This is a genomic window from Vibrio sp. NH-7 (assembly GCF_053643215.1).
Genome location: NZ_CM132187.1, coordinates 2,071,273 through 2,086,506, shown reverse-complemented (window position 1 = coordinate 2,086,506; position 15,234 = coordinate 2,071,273). Strand labels below are relative to the sequence as shown.

At 45.0% G+C, this 15,234-nt stretch carries 10 protein-coding genes and 1 pseudogene; 9 read left to right on the top strand and 2 right to left on the bottom strand.

The window, feature by feature from the left end; all coding sequences use genetic code 11:
- Positions 1-22 precede the first annotated feature (22 nt).
- Both ACUALS_RS09535 and ACUALS_RS09530 read right to left on the bottom strand, forming a co-directional pair.
- A complete protein-coding gene (locus ACUALS_RS09535; RefSeq protein WP_454448257.1) occupies positions 23-1,363 on the bottom strand; it encodes a sigma-54-dependent transcriptional regulator in 1,341 nt (446 codons plus the stop codon).
- Positions 1,363-3,174, bottom strand: a complete 1,812-nt coding sequence (locus ACUALS_RS09530) for a sensor histidine kinase (protein WP_454448256.1) — start codon at positions 3,172-3,174, stop codon at positions 1,363-1,365. Before ACUALS_RS09530 ends, ACUALS_RS09535 begins: the two co-directional genes overlap by 1 nt.
- Before the next feature lie 513 nt (positions 3,175-3,687).
- Here ACUALS_RS09530 and tig point away from each other — a divergent pair.
- From tig to rpsA, 9 genes and pseudogenes are all read left to right on the top strand, one after another.
- Positions 3,688-4,992, top strand: coding sequence for a trigger factor (gene tig, locus ACUALS_RS09525; protein ID WP_005473365.1), 1,305 nt, complete (start codon positions 3,688-3,690; stop codon positions 4,990-4,992).
- Positions 4,993-5,097: 105 nt separating this feature from the next.
- Positions 5,098-5,724, top strand: a complete 627-nt coding sequence (gene clpP / locus ACUALS_RS09520) for an ATP-dependent Clp endopeptidase proteolytic subunit ClpP (protein WP_005473337.1) — start codon at positions 5,098-5,100, stop codon at positions 5,722-5,724.
- 80 nt (positions 5,725-5,804) lie between these two features.
- Positions 5,805-7,088, top strand: coding sequence for an ATP-dependent protease ATP-binding subunit ClpX (gene clpX, locus ACUALS_RS09515; protein ID WP_038133983.1), 1,284 nt, complete (start codon positions 5,805-5,807; stop codon positions 7,086-7,088).
- 129 nt (positions 7,089-7,217) lie between these two features.
- Positions 7,218-9,569, top strand: coding sequence for an endopeptidase La (gene lon / locus ACUALS_RS09510; protein WP_038133985.1), 2,352 nt, complete (start codon positions 7,218-7,220; stop codon positions 9,567-9,569).
- A 191-nt stretch (positions 9,570-9,760) separates the two neighbouring features.
- Entirely contained in the window at positions 9,761-10,033 is a 273-nt protein-coding gene (locus ACUALS_RS09505) for an HU family DNA-binding protein (protein ID WP_005473436.1), read from the top strand.
- A gap of 171 nt (positions 10,034-10,204) precedes the next feature.
- The gene (gene ppiD, locus ACUALS_RS09500) at positions 10,205-12,064 is read left to right on the top strand and encodes a peptidylprolyl isomerase (protein ID WP_454448255.1); all 1,860 of its coding nucleotides are present in this window, start codon (positions 10,205-10,207) and stop codon (positions 12,062-12,064) included.
- A gap of 77 nt (positions 12,065-12,141) precedes the next feature.
- A pseudogene (locus ACUALS_RS09495) lies at positions 12,142-12,489 on the top strand (ComEA family DNA-binding protein).
- A 138-nt stretch (positions 12,490-12,627) separates the two neighbouring features.
- Positions 12,628-13,308 carry a (d)CMP kinase gene (gene cmk, locus ACUALS_RS09490; protein ID WP_038191526.1) on the top strand — a complete coding sequence of 227 codons (681 nt, stop codon included), beginning with the start codon at positions 12,628-12,630 and terminating at the stop codon, positions 13,306-13,308.
- A gap of 103 nt (positions 13,309-13,411) precedes the next feature.
- On the top strand, positions 13,412-15,082 hold the full coding sequence (rpsA, locus tag ACUALS_RS09485; protein WP_038133994.1) for a 30S ribosomal protein S1: 1,671 nt from the start codon (positions 13,412-13,414) through the stop codon (positions 15,080-15,082).
- Positions 15,083-15,234 lie beyond the last annotated feature (152 nt).

The window sequence follows — 15,234 nt, the reverse complement described above, 5'->3', positions numbered from 1 at the left end:
TTTTGCTTTTCTTAGGTCGAGTCTATTCCGTTTTGTAACTGTTCTTATCAATCCCATATTTTTGCATTTTGTCGTACAGCGTTTTGCGTGCAAGTTGTAGGGTATCGAGTGTTTCGTTGATCTTACCGTGATTACTCGCCAATGCTTGTTCAATTAGAGTTTTCTCAAACTCAGCGACTTGGATAGCAAGCGGAATTGAATCGGCAATCGGCTGTGTTGGGTTTAGGTGGCCAAGGTTACCCAATAGGACAAATCGCTCAGCACTGTTACGTAACTCCCGAACGTTACCCGGCCAATCATGACTCATGAGCGTCTGTAAATCAGCTTCAGGTAGAGCATTTGCCGCTCTCCCGTAGCGAGCGGCCGCCACCAGTAAAAAGTGATGAAACAGGGCGGGGATGTCTTCTTTACGTTGTCGAAGCGGAGGAAGGTCGAGAGTGACGACGTTTAGGCGATAATAAAGATCCTCACGAAACTCTCCGGAGGCGGCGGCTTGCTTAAGATCGACTTTGGTGGCAGCAATCACTCTTATATCTACTGGAATCAGAGTGTTGGACCCAACTCGCTCTATCACGCGCTCCTGCAGTACTCTTAGCAAACGAATTTGCGCCTGCATTGGCATCGACTCAATCTCGTCAAGAAACAAGGTGCCCCCTTGGGCATGCTCGAACTTACCGATTCGTGTGGCATCGGCACCAGTAAAAGCGCCTTTCTCATGTCCGTATAACTCACTCTCAATCAAGTTTTCTGGGACAGCGCCACAGTTGATAGCCACAAAGTTGGCTTCACGTCGAGAGCTCTGCTCATGGATTGATCGAGCGAAGAGCTCTTTACCTGTTCCAGTCTCGCCGAACAATAAAATGTCTGCGTTTGTATCGGCAATGTGAGAAATGGTGTCGCGAAGCGATTGGATGGATTGAGTATCACCAATAATTCTTGGACCAAGAGTTTGGCTTGCTTTCAGGCTTCGCTTTAGCTCTTGGTTTTCGAGGGTCAGCTGGCGCTTTTCTATCGCTCGATTCGTCGTATCAATTAAGCGGTCAATAGCAAAAGGTTTTTCGATAAAGTCGTAAGCGCCGTTTCGCAGTGCGTTTACGGCCATTGATATGTCTCCGTGTCCTGTAATCAAGATAACAGGGACATCGTTATCTTGGTTTAACACTGTCGATAAGAGGTTCTCGCCAGATAAACCAGGCAAGCAAATATCTGAGATGACGACTTTAGGCATGCCGTGTTGCTTTATTGCGAGCATGGCGTCTTCTGCACTGGCGAAAAAGAGGGCTGAAATCTCCTCTAATTCGAAGCTCTGTTCAATGGCGATGCGAATGTCGCTCTCGTCATCAATGAAAAATACATCGTACATCAACATGTATCCTTGCGATTGGCTTGTGTGGATTGAAGTCTATTGTGTAATTTCAGAGTAAACCTTGCACCGCCAAGAGGAGACTGGCCAACGCTGAGCTCTCCATTCATGGTTTGAACGATTTGCTGAGAAATCGATAGCCCTAACCCCAAGCCATTTTTCTTGGTGGTAAAAAACGGCTCAAACAGATGGGCTGCGGTCGTTGTATCGATTCCCGGTCCACTGTCATCGATAAAAACCGATACCACAGCATCGTTTTGATGATAGGAAAGGTTTACGATACGTTCTGTTGACGCTTCAACGGCTTGAGCTGCATTGGTGATGAGATTGATCAGTACTTGCTCAATCTGGATAGCATTAATATCGACTTTGGCTGACAAGCCCTCGATATTGATGTTGAAAGTGACTTGATGGCTTTTTATCTGTGGGGTCACCAGTTCCTTGGCGGAGATGATTACAGGTGCAAGTTCCAAAAGTTGTACATCTTGGCTATCAGATTTACGGGTGAACGATTTCAGCTGATTACTTATTTTTGCCATCCGATCGGTCAAATTTGAGATACGAGCCAAGTTGTCATCGACTCGGTCAAATTTCTCTTTGGTCAAGAATCGCCTTCCGTTGTCAGCAAAGCTTCGAATTGCCGCGAGTGGGTTATTCAGTTCATGGCTGATACTCGCAGACATTTGACCCAGTACGGCAAGTTTTGCCGCTTGGATAAGCTCATTTTGCGTTTGTCGTAAGGCTTCTTCAGTGCGAGTTCTTTCCAAGATTTCTGCTTGAAGCTCGGAGGTTCGCTCCATAACTAAAAACTCGAGCTTTTGTTTTGCTTCAGATTGCAGTTGTTCAAATTGGCGTTTTTTCTGATGTCTTTGATGCGTCAGTTGAAGGGTCAAAAACGCGATAACGAACAGGAGCGTTAATACTAATCCAAAGCTCAAAGTTGGCCACAGCAAGGTGACTTTTTCTGTGAGTACTCGGATGGTCAAATTCAGCTGAGGAAATGGGCGATTGGAAGCCATGTAAACGCCCTTAAATCCACCTTGATTGGATTCCCAAAGTTCAGAGTGTTTAGCGGTAAGATCTCCATGTAACGCGAGAGAGAGAATCGGGGTATCCAAGTATTGACGACTTTCGGTGATGAGCGCCCTGTTAGATTTGCTTATGTCAGTTAAGCTTTTAAACAGCCAAGTAGGGTTACTCGACATAAACACGATGTTGTATTTGTCGGTTGCAACAAACGTACTCTGCTTTCCTTTCCAGTTGCCCTCTATGGCCGAGAGGTCCATTTTGACAACGATGACCCCAATGTTTTCCGCCGCGTAAATAACAGGAAACGAATAGTAGTAGCCTCGCTGACCAGACGTTGAGCCCAACGCAAAATATTGACTTCGTTGCCCTTGAATCGCTTCAGAAAAGTAGGGGCGCCAAGCAAAGTTTTTGCCTAAAAAAGTACGGCTTGAACTCCAATTGCTCGCGGCTATAGTGTTGCCCCAACGATCGAGAAGATAGGTGTCCGACGCTTGGATGATGGAATTGACGTCTTCTAAGTATCGATTGGTTAGATCAATCTGTGCCGGATTGTCGGGCTGCAACAGTGCAGATGTCAGCTCGCGGTCTTCGGCAAGTAACTGGGGTAAGTGGGCATACTTGTCTAACTTCGCGTAAATGTGACTAGAAAATCGGTCGAGTTGCGCTTGATGCTCTTCAAGTAGTGATTGATGATTGAAGTTCCATACCAACTTTGAGCCTGCCACTAGGCAAGTGACATAAGCTAAAAAAAGGTAAACATAAGCACGGCGGAATGAGGCCATAGACTTCCATGAAATCAAGGTGACAATCGAGCCTTCAGGGTAATATTTTTTGTTACGGTTGTGTTTAAAGGTGTAACAAAAATGAGGAATAAAACCGGACTTAGATCTCCTTTTTTTGTTTAATTCCAAAAAAAGGCTAGTTTCTCTTGAAAAAGCTATTAATGTCCCCATTTCTGAAGACAATAACGACTTTATTGCTTCTTTTTTTAGCAGTTAAGTGAGTTTTTAGGGTAATCCTAACGGTATCTTAGGGATCGGCTCGACAGCTATCGACTAGGTCGGTAGAATGCTGCGTCTAAATTTTTATCCTGAGGCTAATCGGAGATACCTTTCACGAACTCGGATTCGTAAAGATATCGTTCATTAGTCCGATAGCGGATCTTTGCCGTTATCGATACTCGATTTATAAAGAGTACTCGCAGAGTACAAACAAGGATGGGTCCTAATACCTGTTTTTGGATTTTAGGGCACATAAGCTCAGCAAGACTGAGCCAGTTTTGAGGTTAATGAATAATGCAAGTTACTGTTGAAACTCTAGAGGGCCTAGAGCGCCGTCTTAACATTACTGTTCCAGCTGCAAACATCGAAGATGCTGTGACAGCTGAACTACGCAACATCGCAAAAAACCGTCGTTTCGATGGTTTCCGTAAAGGTAAAGTGCCTCTAAAAATGGTTGCGAAGATGTACGGCAAAGCAGTACGTCAAGACGTGATGGGTGAAGTAATGCAACGTCACTTCATCGAAGCGATCGTTAAAGAAAAAATCAACCCAGCAGGTGCTCCAACGTTCGCTCCAGTTGAAAACAAAGAAGGTGCAGACCTAGTTTTCAACGCAACTTTCGAAGTTTACCCAGAAGTTGAGCTTAAAGGCCTAGAGAACATCACTGTTGAAAAACCAACAACTGAAGTAAATGACGCTGACGTTGAAGAGATGATCGAAACGCTACGTAAGCAACAAGCTGGTTGGGTTGAAGTAGAAGAAGCGGCTGAAGAAGGCAAGCGCGCAACTATCGATTTCGTTGGCTCAATTGACGGCGAAGAATTCGAAGGCGGTAAAGCTGAGAACTTCCCACTAGAAATGGGCGCGGGTCGCATGATTCCTGGTTTTGAAGACGGTATCGCAGGTAAGACTGCTGGTATGGAATTCGAAATCGATGTGACTTTCCCAGAAGATTACCACGCAGAAAACCTAAAAGGTAAAGCGGCTAAGTTTGCGATCAAAGTAAACAAAGTTGAAGCGCGTGAGCTTCCAGAACTGAACGACGAATTCGTTTCTAAGTTCGGTGTTGCTGAGGGTGGCGTAGACGCACTTAAAGCTGAAGTTCGTAAGAACATGGAGCGTGAGCTTAAGCAAGCTGTTAAGAACCGCATCAAAGAGCAAGCAATCGACGGTCTAGTTAAAGAGAACGAAATCGACGTACCTGCTGCACTTATCGACCAAGAAATCGGTACTCTGCGTCAGCAAGCTGCACAGCGTTTCGGTGGCAACCCAGAAGCGGCTGCACAACTTCCACGTGAACTGTTCGAAGAGCAAGCTAAGCGTCGCGTAGTTGTTGGTCTTCTTCTAGGCGAAGTAATCAAGTCTGAAGAGCTAAAAGCTGACGACGAGAAAGTGAAAGCGCTAATCGAAGAGATGGCGACAGCTTACGAAGATCCAGCTGAAGTTGTTGCTTACTACGAGCAAAACGAGCAAATGATGAACAACATGCGCAACGTTGCTCTTGAAGAGCAAGCAATTGATGCAATCATCGCTAAAGCTCAGGTTACTGAAAAAGAAGTTAGCTTCAACGAGCTAATGAACCAGCAGCCAGCGGCTTAATAAGCAATATCTTGCGTAGAAGGTTGACGAAACGTTAACTATTCTGCTAACAATGGTCCGTATGATATTTGTCATTCGGGCCATTTATTTTAGGGACATAAGAATATGAGCTACCAAGAAAAAAATGCAATGTCGCCAATTCTAGACGCGCTAGTACCAATGGTGGTTGAACAGACTTCCCGTGGTGAACGTTCTTACGATATTTACTCTCGCTTGCTGAAAGAGCGCGTTATCTTCTTAACGGGTCAAGTGGAAGATCACATGGCAAATCTTGTCGTGGCGCAGCTACTTTTCCTAGAGTCTGAAAATCCTGATAAAGATATTTTCCTATACATTAATTCGCCAGGCGGTAGTGTGACAGCGGGTATGTCGATTTACGACACCATGCAGTTTATCAAACCAAATGTCAGCACGGTATGTATGGGACAAGCGTGCTCAATGGGCGCATTCTTACTTGCTGGTGGCGCACCAGGCAAGCGTTATGTACTGCCTAATTCGCGCGTGATGATTCACCAACCACTTGGCGGTTTCCAAGGTCAAGCGTCTGATATTCAAATTCATGCGCAAGAGATTTTGACCATCAAACAGAAGCTGAACAAGCTGCTGGCTGAGCATACAGGTCAACCGTTAGAAGTGATTGAACGCGATACCGATCGTGATAACTTTATGGCTGCTGAGCAAGCTGTGGAGTACGGTTTGGTTGATGCAGTATTAAGCCACCGCGGTGAATAATTGATAGCAATTGTTTAGCGCAATTCGGTTTAAATTGATATACACTCAAATCATATGAGTAAAGGCTAAGAGGTTAGCGAATGACAGATAAAAGCAAAGAGAGCGGTAGTAGTAAGCTTCTTTACTGCTCTTTCTGCGGCAAAAGCCAGCACGAAGTTCGCAAGCTGATCGCCGGTCCATCCGTCTATATCTGTGACGAATGTGTCGATCTATGTAACGATATTATTCGTGAAGAAATTAAAGATGTTCTACCGAAAAAACAATCTGAAGCGTTGCCCGCTCCAAGAGAAATTCGTGAACATTTAGATGACTATGTGATCGGTCAAGATTACGCTAAAAAAGTGCTAGCAGTGGCCGTTTACAACCACTACAAGCGTTTACGTAACGGCGACACGACAAGCGAAGGCGTGGAACTTGGTAAGAGTAACATTCTTCTTATCGGTCCAACGGGTAGTGGTAAAACGCTACTGGCTGAAACCCTAGCTCGTTTCCTAGATGTACCTTTCACAATGGCAGACGCAACGACGCTGACTGAAGCGGGTTACGTTGGTGAAGATGTTGAAAACATCATTCAAAAACTGCTCCAAAAATGTGATTACGATGTCGCGAAAGCAGAGCGCGGTATTGTTTACATCGACGAAATTGACAAGATTTCACGCAAAGCTGAAAACCCATCGATCACTCGTGATGTTTCAGGTGAAGGTGTTCAGCAAGCGCTTCTAAAACTTATCGAAGGTACGGTTGCTTCAGTTCCCCCGCAAGGTGGTCGTAAGCATCCTCAGCAAGAATTCCTACAAGTAGACACATCTAAGATTCTATTTATTTGTGGTGGTGCGTTTGCTGGCCTAGATAAAGTTATCGAGCAACGTGTTGCAACGGGCACTGGTATTGGTTTTGGTGCGGAAGTTCGTTCTAAAGACGAAACTAAGACTGTGGGTGAATTGTTCACTCAGGTTGAGCCAGAAGATTTGGTTAAATACGGCCTAATCCCTGAGTTCATCGGTCGTCTACCAGTGACAACAACACTGACTGAGCTTGACGAAGATGCGTTGATTCAGATCCTTTGTGAACCAAAGAACGCATTAACGAAACAGTATGCTGCGTTGTTTGAACTTGAAGACTCTGAGCTTGAGTTCCGTGAAGATGCACTACGAGCTATCGCGAAGAAAGCGATGGAGCGTAAAACAGGTGCTCGCGGATTGCGTTCGATTCTTGAAGCAGTTCTTCTTGAGACGATGTACGAGCTGCCATCAATGGACAACGTAAGCAAAGTTGTAATTGATGAGTCAGTCATCAACGGTGAATCTGAACCGCTGTTGATTTACAGCAACGCTGACAACCAAGCTGCGGGTGCAGAATCGTAACCCGATTCACATAATTTGCTAAATCAGAAAAGGAGGTAATCAATTACCTCCTTTTTTTTATTCTTTCATTGAATCCAACCAATTAGCCCCCATATACTGCTCATAAGACTAAGCGGAAGAGAGAATAATATGAACTTGGAACGTTCCGAACGTATCGAGATCCCTGTACTACCTCTAAGAGATGTAGTCGTTTACCCGCACATGGTAATTCCTTTGTTTGTTGGTCGTGAAAAATCCATCGCTTGTCTCGAAGCGGCAATGGATAACAACAAGCAAGTGCTGCTAGTTGCGCAGAAAGAAGCGGATACAGATGAACCAACGAAGAATGATCTTTTTGATGTTGGTACCGTTGCGACGATTCTTCAACTTTTAAAGCTACCAGATGGCACAGTAAAAGTTCTTGTTGAAGGTCAACAACGCGCAAAAATCAATAGTCTGACTGATGATGAGTTCTTCGTCGCTGATGCTGAATATCTGGTCACGGAAGAACTTGACGAGCGCGAGCACGAAGTCATTGTTCGTAGTGCAATCAATCAATTTGAAGGCTTTATTAAGCTCAACAAGAAAATCCCACCAGAAGTTCTCACGTCACTCAGTGGTATTGACGAAGCAGCTCGTCTTGCAGATACCATCGCTGCGCATATGCCGCTCAAGCTCGCTGACAAACAAACAGTTCTTGAGATATTAGACGTAACAGAGCGTCTGGAATTCTTGATGGGGCAAATGGAGTCGGAAATCGACTTGCTACAGGTTGAGAAGCGCATCCGAACTCGTGTTAAAAAGCAGATGGAAAAATCTCAACGCGAGTACTACCTGAACGAGCAAATGAAAGCCATCCAGAAAGAGCTGGGTGAAGGCGAAGATGGCGTTGACGAATTTGAAGCTCTGAAACAGAAAATCGCTGATTCTAAAATGCCTCAAGAAGCGCGCGAAAAAACCGAGCAAGAGCTACAAAAGCTTAAGATGATGTCACCAATGTCGGCAGAAGCAACTGTTGTACGTGGCTACATCGATTGGATGCTTGGTGTACCTTGGAGCAAGCGTTCGAAAGTTAAGAAGAACTTGGCGAAAGCAGAAGAAATTCTAAACGAAGACCATTATGGCCTAGAGCGTGTTAAAGAGCGCATTCTAGAATACTTGGCGGTTCAAAATCGAATCAATAAGCTTAAAGGCCCAATCCTATGTCTTGTTGGTCCTCCTGGTGTGGGTAAAACGTCTCTAGGTCGTTCAATTGCCGCTGCTACCGGTCGTCAATACACGCGCATGGCATTAGGCGGCGTACGTGATGAAGCGGAGATTCGTGGTCACCGTCGTACATACATCGGTTCAATGCCGGGTAAACTTATTCAGAAAATGTCTAAAGTTGGTGTGAAGAACCCGCTATTCCTATTGGATGAAATCGACAAGATGTCGTCTGATATGCGTGGTGATCCGTCATCTGCTCTGTTAGAGGTTCTTGACCCTGAACAAAACAACGCGTTTAACGACCACTATCTAGAAGTCGATTATGACCTATCTGACGTAATGTTCGTGGCAACGTCGAACTCGATGGATATTCCAGGCCCACTGTTAGACCGTATGGAAGTGATTCGTTTATCGGGCTACACCGAAGACGAAAAGCTGAATATTGCGAAGCGCCACTTAGTTGAAAAACAGATCAAGCGCAACGGCCTAAAGGTGGGTGAGATTGAGATCGAAGACTCAGCCATTATTGGCATAATCCGTTACTACACGCGTGAAGCGGGTGTTCGTAGCCTAGAGCGTGAGATCTCGAAGATTTGTCGCAAAGCAGTGAAAAATATCTTGCTCGATAAAGAGCTTAAGAGTGTCACTGTTACTATGGATAACCTAAAAGAGTATTTGGGTGTTCAGCGCCATGATTATGGTAAAGCAGAAGACAGCAACCGTATTGGTCAAGTGACGGGTCTCGCTTGGACGCAAGTGGGCGGTGATCTGTTGACGATCGAAACGGAAGCGATGCCTGGCAAAGGCAAGCTGACGCAAACAGGGTCACTGGGTGACGTGATGAAAGAGTCAATTCAAGCGGCAATGACGGTAGTGCGTTCACGTGCCGAGAAGCTTGGTATTAACTCAGACTTCTATGAGAAGCGCGATATTCACGTGCACGTACCAGAAGGTGCGACACCAAAAGATGGTCCAAGTGCAGGTATCGCCATGTGTACCGCGTTGGTTTCCAGCCTAACAGGAAACCCTGTTAAAGCGGAAGTCGGTATGACCGGTGAGATTACCTTACGTGGTGAAGTCCTACCTATCGGTGGCTTAAAAGAGAAACTTCTTGCGGCTCATCGTGGTGGCATCAAAACAGTACTGATTCCTAAAGACAATGAGCGCGATTTGGAAGAAATTCCAGACAACGTCATCGCTGATCTGAAGGTAATTCCGGTGCAATGGATTGATGAAGTACTTCAAGTTGCATTAGAAAAAGACCCGTCAGGTGTCGAGATTGCTGCCGCAAAATAGTGATGTGTAGCAAAAATAAGTAAAAGATTACGCTGATAGGCTTAAAAAGGCTTGTCAGCGTTTTTTTTGGGCGCTAACGTTAGCGACTATAGCTTCAGCCCTTGCGGTATAAGGGATTGTCGCTGATTTGAAACAAATGGAACGAAAGCTACCGTAAATAACTAAATAAGGTAGCGCAAAGGGGAATCACAGTGAATAAAACACAATTAGTAGAAAAAATTGCAGAAAACGCAGATCTATCTAAAGCATCAGCAGGCCGCGCACTTGACGCTCTTATCGAAGCAGTGAGTGATACACTTCAGTCTGGTGATCAAGTTGCACTTGTTGGCTTCGGTACATTCAGCGTGCGCACTCGTGCAGCTCGCACAGGCCGTAACCCAAAAACGGGTGAAGAAATTCAAATTGCTGAAGCGAAAGTACCTTCATTCAAAGCGGGTAAAGCACTAAAAGACGCTTGTAACTAATAAAAATTGGCTTCATCCCCAATTTTGTTAGAACCTTTTTAAAATATGCGCATCATACTGATGCGCATTTCTTTTTCTGGTATTATCGCGCTATTCATTTTTGTTTTAGTATTAGGCACATCTAAGTGTTCTCAACAATGCTGAGATGTGCGAGCGGAGAGTAGTTTAAGTATGATGGATCGATTACGCGAAGGCGTTAACAGCATCGCGGTAAAAATTATCCTGGGACTTATCATCCTATCTTTCGTTTTTGCAGGTGTAGGAAGCTACATTGTCGGTGGCGCTGGCAACACAGCTGCAAAAGTGGGCAACGTAGAAATTGGCCGTGGTGAGTTTGAGCAAGCGTATCAAAATGAACGCAACCGCATGCAAGCTCAACTTGGTGATTATTTCTCAAATCTTCTTGCAGATCCTAGCTACGTAGAATCTTTCCGAAAATCTGTTCTTGATCGTATGGTCAATGATTTGCTGCTTGAGCAACATGCCGCATCTCTAGGTTTACGTGTAAGTGATGCACAAGTACGTACCATGATTGTTGAAATGCCTCAGTTCCAAGTTGATGGTAAGTTTGACCAAGAAATCTATCAGTCGTCTTTGCGTCGCGCGGGTTTCACTCCGGAAAGTTTTGCGGAGTATTTGCGTCGTGATTTGGTTCGTAACCAACTCCTAACAGCGATTCAAGCGAGTGATTTCTCTCTTCCAGCAGAAGTTGAAGCACAGGCTAAGTTGTTGACTCAAACCCGTGAGGTTCAAACGCTGAGCCTACCTCTTGATGACTTTGCAGCCAAAGTAGAATTGTCGGACGATGAAATTCAAGGTTACTACGAGCAAAACTCAGAGCGCTATACACGTCCTGAACAGGTGAAAGTTGCTTACATCGAGCTGTCAGCTCAGAAGCTAAAAGATGCAATAACTGTCTCTGACGAAGAAGCTAAAAAGTACTTTGAAGAACATTTAGATAAATACTCTTCAGAAGAACAGCGTCGCGTAAGTCACATCCTAGTCGAAGGTGATGACCAAGCTAAAGCACAGTCTATTTTGGATGAGCTTAACGCTGGGGCAGATTTTGCAGCGTTAGCAGAAGAAAAATCAGATGACTTTGGTAGTGCATCAGAAGGCGGATCGCTAGGTTGGATTGAGCGTGATGTCATGGACCCAGCTTTCGAAGAAGCAGCATTTGCACTGAAGAACGTGGGTGATGTAACGGGTTTAGTCAAATCGGACTTTGGCTACCACATTATCAAGCTTGATGATCTTAAAGGCTCGGTCGTTAAGCCATACGCTGACGTCGCGGCTCAGATCAAACAAGAGCTGAAAGACCAACAAGCCATCGACCAGTTTTATGAGCTGCAAAGCGAACTAGAGAAAGTTGCCTTTGAGTACCCTGACTCACTAGATGACGCTGCGGCAGCTATTGACGCGAAAATTGAAACGACGGATTTTATTTCGCAAGTCGATGCGCCTGAACTGCTAAAAGCACCATCAGTGTTGCAAGCTATCCTCAGCCCAGAAGTAAAAGAAGATGGCTTGAACTCAGAAGTGATTGAAGTTGCACCTGAGCATGTCATCGTAGTTCGTGTCGAAGATTATCGTGACGAGATGGTTTTACCTTTAGACGATGTTCGTGAACAAGTTGTGGCGACACTGTCCAAGATCAAAGGCGAGCAGAACGCGATTGCATTGGCGGATAAGCTTGTTGCGGAACTAAAAGAAGGTAAGCAAGAGCTGTTAAACGAAAATGGTCTAGCATTCAATGACGTTCAAGCTGTTGATCGCAGTGCACCTATGGCAGATGTTATTTTCGCAATGCCTAAGCCATCAGAAGGCAAGGTTGAGTACGCTCAGGCTAAAGAGCTTAACGGAAACATTGCGGTTGTTAAGCTATCGAATGTGAGTGATGAGTTTGACGCTCAGTACAACGCGCAAATTAGTAACCAGTTGACACAGATGAATGCTCAACTCGACTTAACTGGATTGATAAGCGTTTTACGTAAAACGACCGACATTGAGTATTTTGTAGTATCGCAATAATTTCAATGTAATTGATATATCGATAAAAACGGGCTGCATTTGCAGCCCGTTTTGTTTTTTGTGCTGTGTAGTTTTCAATGCAATTTCTCAGGGTAACCTCATGTCTGTATCGTTACTTCAAGGAGAGTTTTGTGTTCATAAAATGGTTGTTTACATTCATACTTGTTCTTTCTTTGCCACAAGTCTCGTTGGCAGGTCAAAAAGTGAACTCGAAGTATGAGGGAATAGAAATTACGGTGAACGTGAACCAGGCGAGTGCAGAGGAACTCGCAGATTTGCTTACCGGAATTGGAATGAAAAAAGCGCAAGCGATAGTCGACTATCGTTAGAAGCACGGAAATTTCGAGAGTGCTGAGTCGCTAGTGGATGTCAAGGGGATTGGTCCGGCACTGGTTGATAAAAATCGTGAGCGAATTCAATTATAAATTTCGTTTAGAGCGCGTATGCGCTCTTTTTCAATTTTCCTCAATCCTTCCTAGCACCCTTGTTCGAATACCTCTATAATTTCACGCCGATACTGAATCAGCAATATTACGCTGAACCAAACTAACGTGGAGTTAATGATGTCGTCTCATACACCGGTAGTGACCGTTGATGGACCAAGCGGAGCTGGCAAGGGCACGCTTTGCATGCTTCTTTCTAAGAAGTTAGGTTTTCACTTACTCGATTCTGGCGCGATTTATCGTGTTCTCGCATTGGCGGCAATTCACCATGGTGTGGATCTAGAATCCGAAGACGCTCTTGTTCCTTTGGCGACGCACCTTGATGTTCAGTTCATTGCTGAAGGGGACCTTGTAAAAGTGATTCTTGAAGGTGAAGACGTTTCTGGTGAGCTTCGTAAAGAAGAGACAGGTATGGCAGCGTCTAAAGTGGCGGCGTTGCCGCGCGTTCGAGAAGCATTGCTTCGACGTCAGCGCGCGTTTGCTGAAGGCGTTGGTTTGGTCGCCGACGGTCGTGATATGGGGACGGTTGTTTTCCCTCAAGCAGAAGCGAAAATTTTCCTAGATGCTAGCGCTGAAGAGCGCGCTAATCGTAGGCTTAAACAGTTGCAAGGCAAGGGGTTAGATGTTAAATTTGACGACCTTTTGTGCGAGATCCAAGAGCGTGACGACCGAGATCGTAACCGCCCAGTAGCGCCATTGCGCCCTGCTGAGGATGCACTGTTGCTAGATTCTACCGTGATGAGTATCGACGAAGTGGTAGAAAAAGCACTACAATATATCGAATCTAAGCTAGTCGCTTAAGCGGCTAGGTCAGAGCGTTGGTCGCAAGGATGATGACCGGCGAATTTAATAACCCCACGCGGTAGGAAACCCGTGGACGTTTAATTTATTGAAGATTAAATAAATGACTGAATCTTTTGCTCAACTCTTTGAAGAGTTTCTAAACGAAACAGAATTCCAACAAGGCAGCATCGTTAAAGGTACTGTAGTAGCTATCGAGAACGGTTTCGTTCTTGTTGACGCTGGTCTTAAGTCTGAATCTGCTATCCCTGCTGAACAGTTCAAGAACGCTGCTGGCGAACTTGAAGTTGAAGTTGGCGCTGAAGTAGACGTAGCTCTAGACGCTGTTGAAGATGGTTTCGGTGAGACTCAACTTTCTCGTGAGAAAGCGAAGCGTCACGAAGCTTGGATCGTTCTTGAGAAAGCTTGTGAAGAAGCTGAAACTGTTGTTGGTATCATCAACGGTAAAGTTAAAGGCGGTTTCACTGTTGAACTAAACGGTATCCGTGCTTTCCTTCCTGGTTCACTAGTAGACGTACGTCCTATCCGTGACACTGCTCACCTAGAAAACAAAGAGCTAGAGTTCAAAGTTATCAAACTTGACCAGAAGCGTAACAACGTAGTTGTATCTCGTCGTGCAGTAATCGAATCTGAGAACAGCGTTGAGCGTGATGAGCTTCTAGAAACTCTACAAGAAGGCGCAGAAGTTAAAGGTATCGTTAAGAACCTTACTGACTACGGTGCGTTCGTAGACCTAGGTGGCGTTGACGGCCTACTACACATCACTGACATGGCTTGGAAGCGCGTTAAGCACCCTTCTGAGATCGTTAACGTTGGTGACGAGATCCAAGTTAAAGTTCTTAAGTTCGACCGTGAGCGTACTCGCGTATCACTAGGTCTTAAGCAACTAGGCGAAGATCCATGGGTAGCAATCGCTAAGCGTTACCCAGAAGGTCACAAACTAACTGGTCGCGTTACTAACCTAACTGACTACGGCTGTTTCGTTGAAATCGAAGAAGGCGTTGAAGGTCTAGTACACGTTTCTGAAATGGATTGGACTAACAAGAACATCCACCCATCTAAAGTTGTTAATGTTGGCGACGAAGTTGAGGTTATGGTTCTTGAAATCGACGAAGAACGTCGTCGTATCTCTCTAGGTCTGAAACAGTGTAAAGCTAACCCATGGCAATCTTTCGCTGAAGCGCAAGCTAAAGGCGACAAAGTTACTGGTAAGATCAAGTCTATCACTGACTTCGGTATCTTCATTGGTCTAGAAGGCGGCATCGACGGTCTAGTTCACCTATCTGACATTTCTTGGAATGTTGCTGGTGAAGAAGCTGTACGTGAGTACAAGAAAGGCGACGAGATCTCTGCTGTAGTTCTAGCTGTAGATGCTGAGCGTGAGCGTATCTCTCTAGGCGTTAAGCAAATGGAAAATGACCCATTCAATGCTTACGTTGCTGAGAACAAGAAAGGTGCACTAGTTAACGGTACTGTTACTGCAGTAGACGCTAAAGGTGCAACTATCGAGCTAGTAGAAGGCGTTGAAGGTTACATCCGCGCTTCTGAAGCTTCACGTGACCGCGTTGAAGATGCATCTCTAATCCTAAGCGTTGGTGACAGCGTTGAAGCGAAGTTCACAGGTGTAGACCGCAAGAACCGCGTAATCAACCTATCTATCAAAGCTAAAGATGAAGCAGAAGAGCAAGAAGCAATGGCTTCTCTGAACAAAGCTGATGAAGCTTCGTTCGGTAACGCTATGGCTGACGCATTCAAAGCAGCTAAAGGCGAGTAATTTACTCGTTTTTAAGAAAAAGGGGCCGTAAGGCTCCTTTTTTATTCTTACTCGAAAATGAGTAGTAATACCAATCGGCAGAAGCGGTTCAATTAAGTTGAGTTTCTAGTTGTGCAAATTGAACAAACTTTGTCTAAAATTGAAAGCAAGTG